Source organism: Candidatus Omnitrophota bacterium (assembly GCA_028693815.1).
GTDB lineage: Bacteria > Omnitrophota > Gorgyraeia > Zapsychrales > Aceulaceae > Aceula.
In genome coordinates this window covers 1-20,059 of record JAQUUP010000031.1, presented here as the reverse complement: position 1 = coordinate 20,059, position 20,059 = coordinate 1, and the positions used below count along the sequence as shown (strand labels likewise).

23 protein-coding genes are annotated in these 20,059 nt (G+C 37.3%); 3 read left to right on the top strand and 20 right to left on the bottom strand.

The features are described from left to right. Both PHY73_08170 and pyrE read right to left on the bottom strand, forming a co-directional pair. Window positions 1-413 (bottom strand): Maf family protein (locus tag PHY73_08170; GenBank protein ID MDD3375676.1); only part of this gene is annotated, 413 nt, incomplete at its 3' end. Then, window positions 413-967 (bottom strand): orotate phosphoribosyltransferase, encoded by a 555-nt coding sequence (gene pyrE, locus PHY73_08165; GenBank protein MDD3375675.1) that lies wholly within the window; start codon window positions 965-967, stop codon window positions 413-415. The genes PHY73_08170 and pyrE, both read right to left, overlap by 1 nt. A gap of 211 nt (window positions 968-1,178) precedes the next feature. Between pyrE and PHY73_08160 the strand changes: the two genes are divergently transcribed. The 3 genes from PHY73_08160 to lptG are packed head-to-tail and all read left to right on the top strand — an operon-like array spanning window position 1,179 to window position 4,162. Continuing rightward, the gene (locus PHY73_08160) at window positions 1,179-1,970 is read left to right on the top strand and encodes a ComF family protein (protein ID MDD3375674.1); all 792 of its coding nucleotides are present in this window, start codon (window positions 1,179-1,181) and stop codon (window positions 1,968-1,970) included. Window positions 1,971-1,973: 3 nt separating this feature from the next. Next, window positions 1,974-3,071, top strand: coding sequence for an LptF/LptG family permease (locus PHY73_08155; GenBank protein MDD3375673.1), 1,098 nt, complete (start codon window positions 1,974-1,976; stop codon window positions 3,069-3,071). Next, entirely contained in the window at window positions 3,059-4,162 is a 1,104-nt protein-coding gene (gene lptG / locus PHY73_08150; GenBank protein ID MDD3375672.1) for an LPS export ABC transporter permease LptG, read from the top strand. The genes PHY73_08155 and lptG overlap by 13 nt, the downstream gene beginning before the upstream one ends. A gap of 294 nt (window positions 4,163-4,456) precedes the next feature. Here the strand turns inward: lptG and PHY73_08145 are convergent, their stop codons facing one another. The 18 genes from PHY73_08145 to radA are packed head-to-tail and all read right to left on the bottom strand — an operon-like array spanning window position 4,457 to window position 20,059. After that, window positions 4,457-5,026, bottom strand: a complete 570-nt coding sequence (locus tag PHY73_08145; protein ID MDD3375671.1) for a flavin reductase family protein — start codon at window positions 5,024-5,026, stop codon at window positions 4,457-4,459. Between the two features lie 39 nt (window positions 5,027-5,065). Next, window positions 5,066-5,818: a response regulator gene (locus PHY73_08140; protein MDD3375670.1), complete on the bottom strand. Its 753-nt coding sequence runs from the start codon at window positions 5,816-5,818 to the stop codon at window positions 5,066-5,068. Between the two features lie 42 nt (window positions 5,819-5,860). Continuing rightward, window positions 5,861-6,331 carry a CBS domain-containing protein gene (locus tag PHY73_08135; protein MDD3375669.1) on the bottom strand — a complete coding sequence of 157 codons (471 nt, stop codon included), beginning with the start codon at window positions 6,329-6,331 and terminating at the stop codon, window positions 5,861-5,863. A 47-nt stretch (window positions 6,332-6,378) separates the two neighbouring features. Further along, entirely contained in the window at window positions 6,379-7,488 is a 1,110-nt protein-coding gene (alr, locus tag PHY73_08130; protein MDD3375668.1) for an alanine racemase, read from the bottom strand. Further along, window positions 7,485-8,171: a tRNA (adenosine(37)-N6)-threonylcarbamoyltransferase complex dimerization subunit type 1 TsaB gene (gene tsaB / locus PHY73_08125; protein MDD3375667.1), complete on the bottom strand. Its 687-nt coding sequence runs from the start codon at window positions 8,169-8,171 to the stop codon at window positions 7,485-7,487. The genes alr and tsaB overlap by 4 nt, the downstream gene beginning before the upstream one ends. Beyond that, on the bottom strand, window positions 8,168-8,632 hold the full coding sequence (tsaE, locus tag PHY73_08120) for a tRNA (adenosine(37)-N6)-threonylcarbamoyltransferase complex ATPase subunit type 1 TsaE (GenBank protein ID MDD3375666.1): 465 nt from the start codon (window positions 8,630-8,632) through the stop codon (window positions 8,168-8,170). The genes tsaB and tsaE overlap by 4 nt, the downstream gene beginning before the upstream one ends. A 1-nt stretch (window position 8,633) precedes the next feature. Then, window positions 8,634-9,533 carry a thiamine-phosphate kinase gene (gene thiL / locus PHY73_08115; GenBank protein ID MDD3375665.1) on the bottom strand — a complete coding sequence of 300 codons (900 nt, stop codon included), beginning with the start codon at window positions 9,531-9,533 and terminating at the stop codon, window positions 8,634-8,636. Continuing rightward, window positions 9,530-10,570, bottom strand: coding sequence for an S-methyl-5-thioribose-1-phosphate isomerase (mtnA, locus tag PHY73_08110; GenBank protein MDD3375664.1), 1,041 nt, complete (start codon window positions 10,568-10,570; stop codon window positions 9,530-9,532). Before mtnA ends, thiL begins: the two co-directional genes overlap by 4 nt. Window positions 10,571-10,572: 2 nt before the next feature. Further along, on the bottom strand, window positions 10,573-12,078 hold the full coding sequence (metG, locus tag PHY73_08105; protein MDD3375663.1) for a methionine--tRNA ligase: 1,506 nt from the start codon (window positions 12,076-12,078) through the stop codon (window positions 10,573-10,575). After that, on the bottom strand, window positions 12,068-12,865 hold the full coding sequence (ricT, locus tag PHY73_08100) for a regulatory iron-sulfur-containing complex subunit RicT (GenBank protein MDD3375662.1): 798 nt from the start codon (window positions 12,863-12,865) through the stop codon (window positions 12,068-12,070). The genes metG and ricT overlap by 11 nt, the downstream gene beginning before the upstream one ends. Next, window positions 12,853-13,815: a DNA polymerase III subunit delta' gene (gene holB, locus PHY73_08095; GenBank protein ID MDD3375661.1), complete on the bottom strand. Its 963-nt coding sequence runs from the start codon at window positions 13,813-13,815 to the stop codon at window positions 12,853-12,855. Before holB ends, ricT begins: the two co-directional genes overlap by 13 nt. After that, the gene (gene tmk, locus PHY73_08090) at window positions 13,812-14,441 is read right to left on the bottom strand and encodes a dTMP kinase (protein ID MDD3375660.1); all 630 of its coding nucleotides are present in this window, start codon (window positions 14,439-14,441) and stop codon (window positions 13,812-13,814) included. Before tmk ends, holB begins: the two co-directional genes overlap by 4 nt. After that, window positions 14,426-15,808: a cysteine--tRNA ligase gene (gene cysS / locus PHY73_08085; GenBank protein MDD3375659.1), complete on the bottom strand. Its 1,383-nt coding sequence runs from the start codon at window positions 15,806-15,808 to the stop codon at window positions 14,426-14,428. The genes tmk and cysS overlap by 16 nt, the downstream gene beginning before the upstream one ends. A gap of 8 nt (window positions 15,809-15,816) precedes the next feature. Further along, entirely contained in the window at window positions 15,817-16,494 is a 678-nt protein-coding gene (gene cysE / locus PHY73_08080; protein MDD3375658.1) for a serine O-acetyltransferase, read from the bottom strand. A 15-nt stretch (window positions 16,495-16,509) separates the two neighbouring features. After that, a complete protein-coding gene (ispF, locus tag PHY73_08075) occupies window positions 16,510-16,986 on the bottom strand; it encodes a 2-C-methyl-D-erythritol 2,4-cyclodiphosphate synthase (protein ID MDD3375657.1) in 477 nt (158 codons plus the stop codon). Further along, complete coding sequence (gene ispD / locus PHY73_08070) at window positions 16,986-17,675, bottom strand: 2-C-methyl-D-erythritol 4-phosphate cytidylyltransferase (GenBank protein MDD3375656.1); 690 nt, start codon at window positions 17,673-17,675, stop codon at window positions 16,986-16,988. The genes ispF and ispD overlap by 1 nt, the downstream gene beginning before the upstream one ends. Before the next feature lie 5 nt (window positions 17,676-17,680). Then, entirely contained in the window at window positions 17,681-18,658 is a 978-nt protein-coding gene (locus tag PHY73_08065) for a hypothetical protein (protein MDD3375655.1), read from the bottom strand. Between the two features lie 42 nt (window positions 18,659-18,700). Then, a complete protein-coding gene (radA, locus tag PHY73_08060; GenBank protein MDD3375654.1) occupies window positions 18,701-20,059 on the bottom strand; it encodes a DNA repair protein RadA in 1,359 nt (452 codons plus the stop codon).

Sequence of the window (20,059 nt, the reverse complement as noted above, 5' to 3'; positions counted from 1 at the left end):
TCAATTTCCTTATTGCTCAATGAGCACATATAGATTTTTGTTTTCTCACAAACAACGGCCTGCTTTTTTGTCTTAGCATCCACAACTGCCACCCCTGAATAAACCCAATGTGGATTTTGTGATAGCATCTTTAAATTCTTTTTAGCCTCTTTCGAGTTCCTAGGCTTACCGATAATTTTTTTGCCCTTAATATAAACAAGTGTATCCGATCCAACAACAATACCCTGAGTAATACGCGATGCAACGTCGCGTGCTTTTAAAAGTGCATTTTTCTTAACAAGCGCAGCGCATCCTTTAGAAGAATCAGTGTGCTCTTTGACTTTGCTCGGAATAACACAAAACGGTACGCCCAACTGCTTAAGCAATCGCTTGCGCGGAGATGACTGTGAGGCTAGTATAAGAGGATGTTTCATTAATCTAGAAAATCGGATATTTGGAATATTGATTCAAGCGGACAATTGTATTTGGCAATCGCTTGCTTAGCGCCTTCGCCTCTATCCACAATGCAAATTGCTTTAAGAACATTAATCTCAGCATTTTTCATCACTTCCAAAGATTGAACAAAAGCTTTTCCTGTTGTCGCTACATCGTCAATCAAAACAACCTTAGAACCTTTTGGGATATCTGGTCCTTCAATCTGTTGCTGTTTGCCGTGTGCCTTCGGGGCCTTACGAATAATAAAAGTATTAACTGGTTTTTTGTTTTCAAAACTCTGAGAAGCAATGGCCCCAACGAAAGGATCAGCCCCTAACGTTGGTCCACCCAAAATCGAAACACCATCATCTTTGACCATATCCAAAATAATTTTAGCACAAAGATAAGAACCTTCTGCCGACAATGTCACACGACGAGCATCAATGTAATAATCGCTTTCCTTGCCAGACGAAAGAACAATTTTTTCTTTAAAAAACGCATCTTTTTTGAGAATCTCTAAAAGACGTGCTTTATCTTGATCAATAACAGACATAAGAACCCTTTCTTTAAATGAGCGCATAATTTACTCGACCAAAAGAAGCGTAAATTATCTGCACGGATTTGCTCTGCACTTATAGCGTGTCAGGATAACGCGTTGAAACAAAACTATTTTCTTAAATCTGTGGCTATTATACGATGATTCGCTTTTTCTGACAAGGCGATTATATTAAAAAATTACAACTAAGCTCTTATCTAAGCGATGTTTGACAGAAAAAATGACTCATGCTAAAATGCCTTTTGCTGTCGCATCTAAGGGTTACTTTATGCCTATTCTTTTTTTAAAACAATTCGCAGATGGACTTCTCTCATTAGTCTATCCAAACAATTGTATTGTTTGCAAATCTCCCAACACAACTACTCCACTTCTTGTTTGTGCATCATGCCAAAAAACCATCGCACCTAATCTTCCCCCTTTCTGCGTCAAATGTTCTCGCCATCTAAAAAACCCCAACAAGAATTCTTGGTGTCCCCAATGCCAAAAAACTCAACCTTTTTTTGATCAAGCTTGGGCCGCGACACGCTATACAGATTCTATGAAGAATCTTATTCATTTATTTAAATATAAAAATAAAACTGCCCTTCAATATCTATTTTCTAATATTATAATTTCATTTATCGAGAATTACCATATTGATATAAAACAATTTGATTTTATTGTGCCGATTCCTTTGCACCCTACAAAACTGCGTGAACGGCAATACAATCAAACTGATCTCATTGCACAAAATCTATCTCATAAATTTCACATCCCTTTATCCAGAAATAATCTTATCCGCCAAAAACACACAAAGACGCAAGCTTTACTTAATGAAAAAGAGCGCTGGACAAATACAAAAGACGCCTTTAGAATAAGACATCCATCAAACTTTCTAGAGAAATCTATCCTGATTGTGGATGATCTTATTACAACGGGCGCAACAGTTTGCGAAGCTACGCGCATCCTAAAACAAGCCCAAGCAAAATATATAGGAATATTAACACTGGCCATTGCTTAAAAAATGAAAATCTTACGTAATTACATATTAGCGGAATGCATTGTCCCGTTTATTTTATCTCTATCCGTTTTGACTAGCGTGTTCTTGCTTGGCAATTTAATTAAGCTTGCCAATATGGTCGTCAACAAAGGAGTCAGCCTTGCCCTTGTGGGACAAGTTTTTCTTTACTACATTCCTTACGTTCTTACTTATACACTTCCCATTTCTTGCCTAATGGCAGTTATTCTTACTTTTGGCCGATTTTCAAATGACAATGAAATTTTGGCCATGCGAGCAAACGGCATCCGTCTCAAAGGGCTTTTGTGGCCTGTTTTTGTTTTAGGTGTCATTTTAAGTCTTTTTTCTGTTATTCTAAACATTCGTATTATCCCGCATGCTTATCATCAACAGCGAAAAATTCTTAAAGAAGTGGGTACTAAAAATCCAATGGCTCTCCTGGAAGCTGGAACATTTATCAAAGATTTCAAAGACCAAATTCTTTTTATTTACCGCATCGAAGGAAACAAAATGTACAATGTGCGCATCTATCAACCCCAACCTGATGGAAAAATGACACGCACCATTACCGCCAAAGAAGGCGAATTTACTCAAGTGCCCGGCGAAGATAAAATCAAGCTCAAGCTCATCAACGGAACCAGCGATGAACCAGATTTGGAAAATCCTAACAATTTCTACAAACTAAAATTTAACACTTTTTTTCGTACACTTGATTTGTCCCAAGCTAACAATAAAAAAATTGAAAAAAAACCTCAAGGCATGACACTAGAAGAAGTGCGAAACAAAATTAAAGAAATGAATGATTTAAACATTCAAGATGTTAGACACTTGAGAATTGAGTTTCACAGAAAATTAGTCTGGGCCTTTGCAGTATTAATTTTTATGATGCTCGGCCTTCCGATCGCGGTTGTTACGCATCGAAGAGAAAAAACTGCCAATGTTGCCCTTGCGATGCTCTGCGCAGCAATTTATTATTTATTAACCTTAGGATGCCAAGCGCTCGCTGTTCAAGGAATTACACCCATTGGCATCACCATGTGGATGCCTAACATTATTGGCGCAATAGTCGCCATTGTCTTAAATTATAAATTATGCGTATCATAGAACGTTACCTTCTAAAAACTATTGTTACTATTTTTATTTCAGCAATCATTATCTTCTGCTTCCTATACGTGTTGATTGATTTGGCCAGCAACTTAGATGAATTTATCCGACAAAAAGTATCAATCGAGATTTTAATTCAATATTATCTTTCATTTTTGCCTATCATCATTGCTCAAACTTCACCTCTAGCCTGCTTGATTGCATGTCTTTTAACGTTTAGCCACGCCAATAGCAATAATGAAATCATTGTTTTACGTTCAGGGGGCTTAAGCTTTTGGCGAATTGCAAAACCTGCAATTTATTTCGGGCTCATCGTTTCTGTTCTCATGTTTTGGGTTAACGAACGCTTTGTCCCACAAGCTACATCCATGTCTCAATCAATCGAGGATGAATATCTTGCCCTCTCATCTGATGCCGCAAGAAAAAAACAAGCCATTGATGACTTAACATTTTACGGACTTAAGAACCGATTATTTTATATTGATAAATTTAATCCTGCTGATTTCTCTTTGCATGGCGTCACAATCATTGGACATGACGAAAACCAACAAATTAAAGAAAAAATTGTCGCTTTAAATGGAAAATGGACAGGCATCGCTTGGAGGTTTTATCGTCTGCAAATTACAAGCTTCGATATCCCAGGGGACGCAACGACCGAAAGCATACGTTATTACGATGACAAGCTCATGGACATCAAAGAAACCCCCCAAGATTTCTTACGCCAGCGTCTCGATGTCAATTCCATGAACATCAAGCAGCTTCATCAATATATCAAACGTTTTACGCGCAGCGGCGCCCAAAGAGCGCTTAACAATCTCAGTGTAGACTTTCACCAAAAAATCGCTTTTCCTTTTAGTAATTTAGTTATTCTGCTTGTTGGCCTTCCATTGGCTTTAATGACTAACCGACGAAAAGCGCTAACTTTTACATCTTTAGGAATCGCGGTTGGTGTTGGGTTTATTTTTTATGTATTAAATGCGGTTGGACTAGCTTTTGGAAAAGGTGGGCTACTTCCCCCGATTCTCTCTGCTTGGATGGCTCCAGGCATCTGCCTTTTAGTATCACTCTATTTACTTAGAACAAAATTCTAATAAAATATCTTAAGAACTTTCTTTTTCCCCATCATTCTCTTGAATAATTTTCCTAATTTCAACAAGATCAGTATATATACTCATCAGTTTTAAATGCATCTTTGAAGAAACATCATTGATAAGGCCTCAGGAACAAGACTTACATTCTTCCAAAGAATTCTCTCTGAAATCTTTTAAAAGCTCTTCTCTTAACTTTATCGCCAAAGCCAACCATTTCTTGAGTTGCAAGTAAACACGCTTTTCTTAGGCCCTACGACTCTATCCTCTTTTAATCTAATATATCAAATATAGATTTTATTTAATTTCTTTGCCTATCGAAAAAGCTTTTCCAAGATTTTTACCAATACTAAAATAAGCAAGACTCGCATAATCAAAAACAGCAGGCTTAACTTTTGTGATGTTAGGAACACCTTTTTCGTCAAGTACAGACTCTTCGACTTTAATGTCCTTAACTTCACCAATAAATAACGTGTGCAATCCAAGCTTTACAGTTTCTTTAAGCGTACACTCAAGAATAAAAGGAAACTCCTTAACGTACGGAGCATCCACAAGATCGCTTTTAACAGCTGTAAACTTTGTTTTAAAGAATTTGTCTTCACTTCTTCCTGAGGCTATACCAAAATAATCGGCTTGCTTAATATACTCTTCAGATGGGATGCTAATTGTAAACGCCTTTCGCCTCACAAGATTTCCATAACTATACGTAGCCTCTCTCAATGAAACGCAAACGCATACCGGACTTGAGCAACAAATACCGCCCCAGGCAACAGTCATAACATTAGGCTTGTCCTCTTGGTCATAGGTTCCAACAATGAATACAGGTGTTGGAAAAACAATCGTCTTTGCGCCAATCGATTTCTTCATAGCTAATCTCCTTTAAGCAAAATACATTAAACCTAAAGCTCAACTTTCTGAAAGCCAACCTTTTAAAACCTTAGAAAAGTTATCATCGGCAAGTCTTGCGTCAAAAAAAGCACTAATTTTATTCTTTGCCCATCTCGCCTTGTTATCTTCAATGGCAAGAGTCGACCCTTCTTCCGTCCCTTTCAAACTAGCATCACTAAAAATAGCAATAAAAGGATTTTTGTACAAAAGATCTTTTACTCGAGGCAAGAATTCCTCTGGTTCTGACTTTAAAAAAGCTGGATGAATAACAATAATCTCATATTCCTTAACTTTTCCTTTCATAAGCAAATCATTTTCATCGTTTGTCGCAAAACCTTTGTATCCGTTACTTTCCAAAGCCTTAAGGATGCACTCGTTCGCTTCAGAATCGTTACACAACACAAGTGCCTTTTTAGCAAGAGCAAGCTCCATTTTTTCTTTCAGTTCTTCAACCTCAACAGGCTTTGAAATAAAATCAGTAACACCCAAAGCTTCGAAGGTATCTTTCATCAATCGTCTTGCTGTTAAAACAACAACCGGAATATTAGCATACGCTTGATTCCGTTTTAAATTCTTAAAAAATTCAAATCCATCCATAATAGGCATCATAACATCCAGCAAAATAATATCTGGCTTCTTTTCTTTCAAGACCGAAAGCCCCTCTTCACCATTTTCCGCCGTAACAACATCCCATTCTAATGCTTTTAATCTTTTTGCCATCACTTCCCGAATATCTGGCTCATCATCAATTAACAACACTGTTCTGTTCATTTCTTTTTCCTTGTATAATTTATTGATACTATCTTTTAAGATTTATTGTTCGCTTGCAATACCCTGAGCAATGCTATAAAAATTCTTAAAAACATCGCGTCTTCCAGCAACGCCGACCATTTTTCCATCTTCATAAACTGGAATTGTATGAATATTTTTTCGTTTCATAATATCAATGATTTCAGCCAATGATGTTGTTTTTTCAATGCTAATAATTCTAGCTGACATCGCAAAACTAACTTTTGGATTCAAAGCATCTTCCTTAATCGATCCAGAGCGAATAATATCAATCAAAGTAAACAAATCTGTTGCTGTGATCATGCCAGTTGGCTGACCATCTTTTCCAGAAACGGGCAATCCACTAATACGTTTTTTTATCATAAAGTCTGCAACTTCAGCCAAACTTAAATCCTCTTGAGCCATCACAACATTTGTCGTCATAAAGTCTTGCGCCTTAACAGAATTCAATTTTTCTTCTAGCTCTTGAATCTGTTGCTCTGTACTTTTCTTCATAATTCCCTCCTTAATATTTTTGTTTGCCTTGTAGACAAACAGATTTATCATCTGTTACCTAAACAACAAGTAATCTCATAGTTAATTGTCTTTGCAATTTTTGCCAAATCATCAGCCGTCACCTTTTGATTCCCTTGTCTGCCCATCACACACACTTCATCACCAATTTTTATATTCTTAACACGGCTAACATCCACCATAATTTGATCCATGGTCACATTTCCAATAACTGGGCACAGCTGACTTTGAATAATCACTTTAGCTTTATTTGAAAAAGATCTTAAATATCCATCGCTATAGCCAATAGAAACTGTCGCAACCGACATCTTCCTGTTGGTCACAAAAGTATGACCGTAGCTAACGCCTCGCCCCTTAGAAATGCTCTTAATAAAACAAATGCGAGACTTTACACTCATCGCCGGGACAAGCTTAATTTTCTTCCTTATTTTCATCGATGGATAAAGTCCATAAAGCATCAATCCCGTACGAGCAAGATTGAATCCTTGATGATCAAAAGCAACAAGCCCCATGCTGTTCGCCGCATGCACATATTTAATAGTTGCGACTTCCTCTTTGGCTTTCTTTGCTAAGCGAAGAATAGTTTTAATTTGATTCTTTGTAAAACTACTATTCGTATCAGCAAGAGGAAAATGAGTACAAAGCCCTTCAATGACAATCCATGGTAAACAAGAAACCTGATCAATAAAATCAGACACCTTTGCCTGGCAAACACCAAGACGACTCATGCCCGTATCAATTTTAATATGAATACAAAATTTCTTTTTTCTCTTGGATGCAAAATAATTTAAAGCTTTCGCTAATTCAAACGTACAAACAACAGGCGTAATATTATGCTCAACTAAATATTCTGCATTTTCAGGCAAAATACTCTCCAAAATCATAATACGCTTTTTAATCCCTAAATTTCTAAGAGCAATTCCTTCATTAATATCAGAAATACCAAAAAACTTCACGCCTTGCTTATTCAAAGTCTTGGCAACTTTCTCTAAACCATGGCCATAAGCATTAGCCTTTACTACAGCCAAAACACCTGTGCTCTTTTTTGCTAACCGCTTAATCGCTTTTATATTTGAAACAAGTGCTTTGGTATTTATTTCTGTCCACGCCATCGGCGAACAAATCGTCTTTTTTCTCATCGCCTCACCTGACAATCTTTTGGGTATAAATACATTGGTGTTAACGTGTTAATATTATCTATTTTCTTACTTTTAAATCGCTCAAAAGACAAGACCGCCAAATCATCTGCTTTCGCATAATTATTTTTCTCATCCCCAAATACAATATTATTCTTCCCCTTAAAATATGCTTTGATTTCTTTTTCAAAGATTTCAACGCCATCGCCAACAAACAAACAATCTCCTTTAATTTTCTTCAAAACATCTTTAGCTTCAGATAAAAAATAGGCGCTAACCCTCTTTAACTGATTATTTCTTATTTTATAGACACTAGAAAAAACCATGCTACGCCTTGCATCACACAAAACACAAATCTGATCTGATCCTAAATCTTTTGCACCTTGCGCAATCACATCTAAACTTGAAACGCCTACCACAGGCTTTTGAGTTACCATGCCAAAAGCCTTAACCGTTGAAAGGCCAACGCGAAGGCTCGTAAAAGAACCTGGCCCAACACCTACGGCAAACCCATCAATATTTTCTAGGGAAAAATTTGCTTTCTTAAGAACACTGTCAATCATTGGAATAATAGAAACCGACAATGCTTTTTCTAATCTTAAGCTACACGTGGATAATATTTCTTTGTCTTTAGAAACCGCGATACTAAATATTTTCGTTGAACTATCAAGATTTAAAACGTTCATACCTTTATTTTTTCTACCAACTCTTTAAAATACTTAGTCTTGCCCATAACTGTAATAAATCTCTCGTCTTCTGATTTATGCTCAAGCTTAATAGACAAATACGCTTTTGGTAAAAGAGGTCCGAGACGATCCGCCCACTCCACAACAGAAATTCCTTCTCCATAAAAAAAGTCTTCATAACCAATTGCCTCAATCTCTTTTGGCTTTTTAATGCGATATAAATCAAAATGATATATCGGCACTTTCGGTCCAGGATAGATATTCATTAACGTAAAAGTAGGACTATGAATATCTTTCTTTTTGATTCTTAACCCCTGAGCAATACCTTTGGCCAAAACGGTTTTGCCTGAACCAAGCTCACCGAAAAGACATACAATGTCCCCAGGTTTTAAATTTTTTGCTAAAATCTTACCCAATTGTTCTGTTTTCTTTACAGATTCAGATAGATATTTAAAGCTCATATTAAAAGTGCCTATACCCTTCTTTGGCTATTCTGCACAATTTTCCATCTCGAGAACGTAACATAAAACCGTTTCTCTCGTGCACAATAACGCCAATTTCATAAAACGTAACTTTCTTTTGTCGTTTAAAGACCTCTGCCTTTTTCTTTGTCAACGTAAAAACAAGCTCAAAATCTTCACCATCACATAACGCCTGAGCACTTGTGGCTCCTTTAGCACATGGTATCCTTTCCTCGTCAATCACAGCACCAACATTACTTTCGCTTAAAATATGCTTTAAATCCGACGAAAGCCCATCAGAAACATCAATCATTGCACTTGGCTTAAATTTCTTAACCAAATACTGTGAATACTGAAAGCGCGGTATAAAGTTTAAATGCTTTTTTGTCTTCAGCGATCGTCCTAAAACACCTGTGACAAAAATCACATCCCCTGGCTTTGCTCCCGATCGCAAAATAATATCTTTTTTTCTAGCTTCACCAGTCAAGGCAATATTAATAATCAATTTATCGGATTGAACAGTATCGCCTCCAACAATACTAACATCAAATATTTTAGCAATTTCTGAAAGACCTTTATAAATATCCTTAACTTCTTGGGCACGCATCTTTTTAGAAACGCCTAAAGACACAACAGCAAATTTTGGCACGCCGCCCATAGCAGCAATGTCACTAATACTGACAGCCAACGCTTTTCTTCCAACAAGGTTTCGACTATCTTTTAGGCCAAAATGTACACCTTCAACAAGCATGTCCGTCGTTAAAAGAAAATTTCTTTTTTTATCAAGCGGCAAAATAGCGGCATCATCACCGATACCTTTAACAACTTCTTTTTTTACAGGCACACTTTTCTTGATCGCATCAATAAGCCCAAATTCACCTAATTTTCTCAAAGATCTCATTTCTTAAATAATTTAGAAATATTTTCTTTAAAAGGCGCACGCAAAATACCACCTTCTGTCACAATCCCTGAAATTAATTGATAAGGGGTGACATCAAACGCAGGGTTATATATCTTAACACCTTTAGGTGCAACTTGATTTTTGGCAATATGTGTAATTTCTTTTGATCCTCTTTGCTCAATTGGAATTTGTTTGCCAGTCTGAATACTTGTATCAAAAGTTGATTTTGGCGCAACAATATAAAATGGAACTTTATGATAATTTGCTAAAACCGCCAAACTATATGTTCCAATCTTATTAGCAACATCCCCATTTAATGCAATTCGGTCAGCCCCAACGAAAATCATATCAATTTCTCCCTGAGACATCAACGTTGCTGCCATGTTGTCACAAATAAGCGTTGTATCAATTTTCTCGCGCAATAGCTCCCAAGCTGTAAGTCTTGCGCCTTGCAAAAGCGGACGTGTTTCGCAAGCATAAACTTTAAACTTTTTCTTTTTTTCTTTGGCCGAATACATGACGCCTAGGGCTGTTCCATAGTCAACCGTCGCAAGTGCCCCTGCATTGCAAACTGTCAAAAGCCTGCTCCCGTTTCTGATGAGCTTTGAACCATGGCCACCGATCTTACGGCAAACACGCTTGTCCCTCTCAAAAATTTCAAAAGCCTGATGTTTTAATTTTTTACGCAACTGCAAAACAGTATCCTTAGGATTGTCTATGACAACATTTTTCATACGCTCAAGCTCATTGAATAAATTTACTGCCGTTGGACGTGACGTAGCAATATAATCACAAACCTTAAAGAATTTCTTTTCGAATATATTTCGACTATTTGTCTTTATTTTCTGAATCCCGAGCAAAACGCCAAAACCAGCAGCCGCTCCAAGCGCCGGTGCACCACGAACACTTAAAACTTTAATTGCTTTCCAAAGAGTTTGAATATCTTTACAATTAATAAATGTAAGCTTGCCAGGAAGCTTAGTCTGATCAATAATTCGAACGCAATTATTGGCCCACTTAATCGTTGGAATAGCCATAATTATTCTTTCTCAACTTCAATGCGAGGAAACAACGCTTGATGCTCTTTAAGTGCCAAGCCACTCTTAAGCTCTCCCCATTTTGACCGCGTATCTCTTGCACCTAAAATATCTAAAACTTCTAGTGCTTTTCCTGGAATAACAGGCAAAAGTTGCACTGCAGAAATTCTAAGCGCTTCAGTTGCCACATAAAGAATCGTTGCTGCTCGATTCAAATCTTCTTTAGCAACTTTCCATGGCGCTTGTTTTTCTAAATAACTATTTACACTGCGCACTAAAATAAGGACTTCTTCAATGGCCTCGTGAATCCGCATATTTTCAATCTGATTCTTTATTTTTGCATCCAAGGCATTTGCAATTCCTTTGATCTCTTCATCTTCTTCGGTAAGCTTTCCTGACTCTGGGATATGGCTTTCAAAATATTTTCCAATCAGACCTCCAACGCGATTCAAGAGATTTCCGAAATCATTCGCCAAATCGCTATTGTATCGTTTGATAAAAGAATCAGCGGTAAAATTAGCATCTTGGCCCAATACCATTTCGCGCATCAAATAATAACGCACAGCATCCACGCCATATTGATCAACCAAATCAAGCGGATCAACAATATTTCCAAGAGATTTGCTCATCTTCGTTTTGCCAATAAGCCACCACCCGTGTGCAAAGATTTTCTTCGGCAAATTAATCCCAAGAGAAAGCAACATTGTTGGCCAATATACACAATGCGTAGTTAAAATATCTTTAGCCATTAAATGCATCGCATATGGCCACCAAGTTTTAAATTTCTCATCATCAACGCCATAACCAATACCTGTAATATAATTTAAAAGCGCATCAAACCAAACATACGTAACATACTCTTTGTCGAACGGAATTTCAATACCCCAACTCATGCGCTCTTTAGGCCGAGAAATGCACAAGTCCCCTAAAGGTTGTTTTAGAAATCCTAAAACTTCATTCTTGCGATGTTCTGGTTCAATAAAATCAGAATTATTATTGATATGATCGATAAGCTTTTCTTGATACTTACTCATCCTAAAAAACCAATTACGCTCTTTAAGCTTTTTAATATCGCGAAAAGTGCCAGACTCTTTTTCAGTCTCAGTAATAAATCGTTCTTCGGAAACCGAATACCATCCCTCGTATTCATCAACATAAATATCGCCTGCATCATACACTTTTTGTAGGGCATCCTGAACAACTTTGATATGGCGGCTTTCCGTTGTACGAATAAAATCAGTATTTTGGATCTCAAGTTTTTCCCAAAGCTGAATAAATCGAGGCGCAAGATCATCGCAATGAGCCTGTTCGCTTAAATTCCTTTTTTGTGCTGCCTGCTGAACTTTTTGACCATGTTCATCCAACCCTGTCAAAAAAAAGACATCATCGCCCTCAACCCGATGATAACGTGCAAGCACATCTGCTAAAATAGTTGTGTAAGCATGACCAATGTGGGGTTTATCATTTACATAATAAATAGGAGTTGTAATATAAAATTTATTCTTCATCACCTTTACCAAAAGATACTTTTGTCGTTTTACCTTCCCCTAAATCCACTTTGACACATCGCTGCAAAATATTAACATCAAAAACTTTGCCCTTTCCTAGCGGAGTGTTAATTTTCGCGCCGCGCTTTGGCATGCCTTTGGCATATTGCTTATAAAGTGGAAATTCATACGCCATGCAACATTTAATCCTCCCACAAACACCAGAAATTCTCGACGGATTAATAGGCAAATCTTGCTCCTTTGCCATCTTAATGGTCAATGGGTGAAAATCTCTCATATACGAGCAACAACAAAGTGCACGACCACAACACCCAATACCTCCGACAGTCTTAGCTTGATCACGCACACCAATTTGCTTAAGCTCAATACGTGCTCTAAAAATACCAGCAAGCTCTTTGACAAGATTTCTAAAATCAACACGTTCATCAGAAATAAAGAAAAATACAATCTTACTGTTATCAAAACTAAATTCGCAATGAATAATTTTCATGCTAAGATTTTGCTCAGCAATTTTTTTCTCGCATGTCAAACCAGTTTCCTTGGCCTTTTCTTTGTTTCTTTCAATACGCTTTAAATCTTCCTCAGTTGAAACACGTAACACCTTGCCAGGAAGGTTCTCAACGCGTCCCTCGGGAGACGCATCAGTGTCAGAAATAATTTTTCCATATTCTGTCGCACGATCAATACTCAAGATAACAATGTCCCCGCGTTTGCATACAATATCTTTAAGGTTGTATAGGCCAATGCCTCGAAACTCTCCTAGCCCAACCTGAACTACTTTTTCCATATCTTCTCCTTTATAATAGCTAAGGGCACTTTGATATTAAAATTCTCATCAATAGCCTTTTGGGTCACAACAATATCATTTAAGACTTCTTCAATCTCTTCAAAACAATATCGTTTTTCAAAATACTTTAAATCACTCACGCGATCAATATTTGCCAAATATTGTTGAGGGACTCCACTTTTAATCATCATTAAATCTTTAAACCATAAGAATAAAAACCTTAAAGTCTCTCGCATCATGTTTTTATCCGATAAAATAACTTTAAAATATGGCTCGCTATCTTCTTCGAACACAAATTCATTAATCGCTTTATTTTTACGATCAAAAATATCTTGATAGTCCTTGTCAAGGCTGACTAAGCATCCATCAGAAAAATAAGCTAAAAAGTGCGACATCCCTTCTTCGCATTCTTGATTTTCTATCAATTCTTTTTTTGCCGCTGCATTCGCTAAAGAAAAGAAATGCACCGCTTGGCAGCGCGAACGAATTGTTTCTAGCAAACGCTCCGGCATTGAAGTCGTCAAAATAATCAAGCTATCTCGACTTGGTTCTTCTAAAGTTTTCAAAAGAGCATTGCTAGCTTCAATAGTTAAGCGTTGCGCATTTTGAATCAAAAAGACTTTTATTCTCGCCTCAAATGATCGAAACTGAAGCGATCTTATAAGCAAACGAATGTCATCTATTTTTATGCTTTCTCCGTTATCTTCTAAAACATGAATATCAGGATGATTACTATTATTAATTTTCAGACACGCTGAACATGCATCACAAAACATTCCATCTTTTAAATCCTCGCAATTCACAAGCTTTGCCACTGCTAGTGCTGTTTCAAACTTTCCAATGCCTTTTGAACCCGAAAAAAAATATGCATGCGCTAAACGCTCAGATTTTACAAATGAAGCAAAACGTTCAACAATTAAAGAATTTACGATATCTAGACTAGTTGTCATATATTCAACATCCTTGAAATAACTTCCTGAATCTGCTGCTGAATGCTATCTTTGCTGTCATTAGCTTCTATGACTTTAATTCGCTTTGGTTCTTTTTTGGCCAAAGCCAAATATCCTTTTCGCACACAATCATGATACTCCAAAGGTCTTTGCTCAATCCTGTCTTTGCTTTGTCGAATACGAGACAAGCCCTTGGACGTTTCCATGTCTAACAAAAATGTAATATCCGGCACAATGCCTTTTGTCGCAAAAAAACCTACTTGTTCAATAAGATTCACATCAATGCCGCATCCATACCCCTGATAAGCTAACGTCGAATCCAAAAACCTATCACAAACCACAATAATTCCCTTCTTTAACGCAGGAGCAATAATTTCTTCAACAAGCTGTGCGCGTGCAGCCATATACAAAAGCACTTCGCATTCTTTAGTCATTTCTTCATTTTGAACATCAAGCAAGATACTTCGAATTTTTTCACTAATTTTAATACCACCAGGTTCGCGAATATGTAAAACTTTTCTATTCTTATCTTGCAAGTAATCACATAACAATTTTGCTTGAGTACTTTTTCCACACCCCTCAGACCCTTCAAATGTAATAAATTTTCCTTTTACGCTCTTCGCCATGACTGTCCTTCTTTTCCATCTTCAACAATAATGCCTTTTGCTTTTAAAAGATCTCGAAGCTCATCAGAGCGTTTAAAATCTTTATTCAAGCGCGCCTGCTTACGCTCTTTTAAAAAAATCGTTTCTTCCTCAGACAAGTCTTTATCTACAAAATCCATAGAAAGTCCAAGAACATCACGTCCCAACCGACAAACAAGTTGATTTGTCTGATAAATGACATTTTTATCTTTTGCTTTATATGCTTCTGTAACCATTTCAAAAAGCGCGGCTAGCGCTCGAGGTGTATTAAAATCATCGTCCATAGCCGACAAGAATTCATCATACTGTTTTTGTATTTCTTCTGGGAGCCTCTGCTGTTTGTCCTCTTTGTCCAAATTTACTTTATTTGCCTCTGCATCAAAAATTTTAAAGCGTTCGATATTTTTATGCATATCCAACATCTTCTCTTCATTAAAATCAATCGAACTCGCATAATGAGATGTCAAAAAAAACAACTTAAGCTCATCTGAAGTATATTTTTCCAAAGCATCTTCAATAGTAATAAAGTTACCTAAAGACTTGCTCATCTTTTGTGCGTTAATCGTTAGAAGTCCGTGATGAATCCAATATTTGGCAAAAGGCTTTCCTGTCAGGGCTTCACTTTGGGCAACTTCATTTTCATGGTGAGGAAAAACAAGATCTCGGCCACCAGCATGAATATCAAGTGTTTCGCAACCTAAATATTTCATGCTCATAACAGAGCATTCAATATGCCAACCAGGCCGCCCTTTGCCCCAAGGGCTATCCCAATAAGGCTCTCCTTCTTTTGATTTTTTCCAAAGCGCAAAATCCAAAGGATCGCTTTTTACACTTGTTTTCTCAATACGAACTGCCTCTTTCATTTTCTCAATACTTTGACCAGAAAGCTTTCCATAATCTTTAAACTTTCTTACATTAAAATACACATCACCATCAGATTCATATGCAAAATCTTTTTTAATAAGCTTCTCGATATGCTGAATCATCTCCGGAATATTTTCCGTTGCGCGAGGCTCAATATCTGCGACAGAAACATTTAGTCCTTTTAGGTCCTGATAATACCTATCAATATTTTCTTTAACAACAACAGACCAATCCTTCTTCAAGTCGTTAGCTTTTTGAATGATTTTATCATCAATATCTGTAATATTTCGAACCAGCTTAACCGAATAGCCTCTGAATTTTAAGTAACGTTTAATCACATCAAAAATATAAAGACTACGTGCATGACCAATATGACATTTGTCATAAACTGTCACCCCGCAAGAATACATATTGATGGCCTTATTTTGAATAGGCTCCAAAAGTTCTTTTTTCTTTGTTAAAGAATTATAAATTTCAACAGCCATAGAATAGACTATTTAACTTTCTCTTCAAGTTCTTGAATTCTTTGTTTGAGCTCTTCCATTTGTTCCATAACAGGATCCAGCACGTGAATGTGATCCATCATTTTATCTATTTTTTTTCCATCCTGTTTTGTCACGCGCCCAGGGACACCAACCACAGTAGTGTTCGGTGGCACCTCTTTAAGAACAACCGCATTAGCGCCAATATATGAATTGCTTCCAATCTTGATGTTCCCCAATATTTTTGCTCCAGCCCCAACGACAATATTGTCACCAAGCGTCGGATGACGCTTACCGATTTCTTTTCCAGTTCCACCAAGGGTGACACCTTGAAACAATGTAACATTTCTTCCAATAATAGTTGTCTCTCCAACAACAACACCCGTGCCATGATCAATAAAAAGTCCTTTGCCAATTTTTGCACCAGGATGAATTTCAATACCAGTTAAAAACTTTGCCATTTGTGAAATAAATCGGGGCAAAAACGGAATATTTTGCCTTAAAAACATATGGGCGATACGATAAAAGACAATCGCGTGTAACCCAGAATATAAAAATACAATCTGAAAACTTCCTCCTGCAGCAGGATCTCTTTCTTGAGCAGATTTAATTTCATCAGAAAATTTAATAATCACTAAAAAATACCAAAGCACTAAAATAATGCTTAAATTAATAAAAAAAGATATCATGACAATGTCCCCCGATTATTTCTTTAACAACACAACCGCATGCACAACGATGGCCTCTTGATTGCCAGATCCAAACCCTAAGCCTTCTGTTGTTTTTGCCTTAACATTTATTTTATCCTCCGAAAGACCTAAAGCCTGCGCAAGACTTAATTTTATTTTTGACTTAAAAGGTTTTAAATTTGGTTCGTCTGCAATAATAATTGTGTCTACGTTGGCTATCTTAAACCCTTGCTCAGAAACTAAATTCTTAACCCTATCCAGCAAAACCATGCTAGAAATTCCTTTGTATTGCTCATCTGTATCAGGAAAATGTTCTCCAATGTCGCCTTTACCAATCGCACCTAAAAAGGCATCACAAATCGCATGTGTTAAGACATCAGCATCAGAATGGCCCATCAATCCTTTTTTAAAAGGAATCTCCAGTCCCCCTAGAATTAATTTTCTTCCCTCAACCAAGCGATGAAGGTCATATCCTATACCAATTCTTTCCATTATTCTTTTCCTCTTGTCTTAACTAAAATTTCCGCTAATTTCAAATCTTCCGGTGTTGTAATTTTAATATTATCATAACTGCCTTCAACAATTTTAACCTTCACGCCCATCCGCTCAACAAGGCTAGAATCATCTGTTGGATTCTCTTGCAACATATGACTATACGCCTTTACAATAATATCTTTCTTAAACGCTTGTGGTGTTTGAGCATCCCAAAGTTTTGTACGATCAAGTGTTTTCTCAATAATCATCCTTTCTGCGTCCACTAATTTAATTGTTGGCTTAACAGCCACCGCAGCAATCGCAGCTTCATTTTCTTTAAGCGCTTTAATGCATCGCTCAATAAGGTCAACCGATACAAAAGGCCTTGCGCCATCATGAACAAGAACAACGTCCGCATCATCATCTACTTGCTTAAGACCGTTCTGGACAGAATCACATCGTTCGCTTCCCCCCGGAACAATTGCTTTTACTTTTTTCAATCCATTTTCTTTTATAGCAACCTTAAAATCTTCAATGCTTTCCGAGCTAACAACAACAATAATACTGTGAATCAAAGAACATGCTTCAAACGCTTCTAAGCAATGAATAAAGATTGGTTTTCCGTCTAACACAATCAATGGCTTTAAAGTAGCTGTTTTGAGCCGTGAACCAATGCCTGCCGATGGAATGATTACTTGTGTTTTCATATTTATTAAGCAAGCTTTGCAAAAATCATACGCCCTGCTTGTGTCTGCAATGCTGATGTAACCTCAGCCTTAACCTCTGCCCCTACTTTCGAACGTGCATCCGCAACAACAATCATAGTTCCATCATCCATATATCCTACCGCCTGATTAGCCTCTGTGCCTTCCTTGACTAATTTTACAATTAATTGATCTCCTGGAAACACAACAGGTTTAACAGCGTTGACAAGCTCATTGACATTTAAAATTCTGATACCTTGAATACCTGCATTACGATTCAAATTAAAATCAGTCGTACAAATCTTTGCTTCAATACGCTTTGCCAAATGCAAAAGCTTATCATCAACTTCAAAAACATCAGGAATGTCATCTTCATGAACTTTAATATCAATGGCTGGATCTTTTTGCATAGAGCTTAAAATCTCCATGCCGCGTCGGCCTTTCTCGCGCTTTAGGCCATCCTTAGAATCTGCTAAATGCTGCAATTCTTTTAAAATAAATCGCGGTACAACTAATCGCGCTTGGAAGAAATCTGTTTTACAAATGTCAACAATCCGCCCATCGATAATCGCACTCGTATCTAAAATAACGACATTTTCATAGAAATTTTCTTTTTTGAATCTAACATAAGGAATAATAAGGTTAAAATCATCTTTTCCTCTAAGCGCCATGGTGACGCCCAAATAACAAAACACAAGAGTTAGGACAACACGAAAAATTGAAATTGAATAAACATCTAAAGGAAGCAAAGCTAAAATATCTGTAATCAGCTTCGCGATAACCATCCCTAAGGCAAGGCCAAAAACCATGCTCGACAAACCTCGAAGAGAAACACGATACATACTCCCCTCTAAAACAATAAGCAAAAGACCAAAGCTCGCACCACCAATCAAACCAAATAAAACATTGCCATTAATTTCACCAATTTGTTGGCCAACAATAACGCTTAGAATAAAAAAGAATATCCTCACGATCGTCAATGTCATAACAGCTCCTTTTTATAATGAATATGAATAAATAAATTTATTTTATAAACAACTCAAAGCTTCTTTTACTGTCTCAACAGCAATAAATTCAAGGCCATAAGATTTCAACTGCTTTTGATTCTTCAAATTATTCTTTGGCAAAATACATTTCTTAAATCCCAGCTTGTGCGCTTCATTAACTCTTAAGGCAACCTGACTAACGCTGCGTACTTCAGACGACAAGCCAACCTCGCCTAAAACCACTAAATCGGAAGGAATTTTCTTATCCAATAGCGCTGAAGCAACCGCTAAGGCAGCCCCTAGATCTGCTGCTGGATCCATGACCTTGACGCCACCAACAACGTTTAAGAATATATCTTTATCCTGAAGCGAAAGCCCATTCTTCTTTTCTAATACCGCAGCTAATAATGCTAAACGGTTAGCATCAAACCCTTGTGTCTTTTGCCGTACCCCACCGAAGTTTGCACGACTAACCAATCCCTGAATCTCAACTAAAAATGGTCGCGTCCCCTCTAAAATCGGAACAACCACTGACCCTGAAGATCCAACCGCTCTCTCAGCCAAAAAAATTTCAGACGGATTTCTCACTTCTTGCAATCCGTTAGATGTCATTTCAAAAACACCAAGCTCGTTAGTTGAACCAAATCGATTCTTCGTTGTCCGCAAGATGCGATAACTCGAATACCGCTCTCCCTCAAAATAAAGCACCGTATCAACTAAATGTTCTAGTACGCGCGGCCCAGCCAAAGCGCCTTCTTTCGTTACGTGCCCTATTAAAATAATAGCAATAGATTTTGTTTTTGCCAGCTGCGTTAAAAGCGATGCGCATTCACGAACTTGACTAACGCTCCCGGGGCTCGACGAAAAGTCTTTTTTATATACAACCTGAATTGAATCAACAATAACCACGTCAGGTTTTAATTCTTTAATCTGATCAATAATCAAATCTAAATCAATTTGATTTACCATATAAAGATTTGATCTGCCTTGCTCTACAAGACGATCAGCACGCATTTTTGCCTGCTTCACAGATTCTTCACCACTGACATAAAGGATCTTTTGTCCTTTTGCACTCAAGAGACAACCAACCTGAAGCGACAATGTTGATTTGCCGATGCCAGGATCTCCCCCTAAAAGAGTCACCGATCCAGGAACAAAGCCCCCACCTAAAACACGATCAAATTCTTCATTGTCTGTTTTAAACCGATTTTCATCTTGAGTCGGCACCTCGCTTAACAAAACAGGAGTTTGCTTAAAAAACATTTCATCCCTAGGCGTTTCAACGGGATTTATACGCTCTTCAACAAACGAATTCCAACTCTGACAGCTCGAGCATTTCCCAAGCCATCCCGATGATTGCGCGCCGCACTCTTGACAAACATACAACGTTTTTGTTTTCAT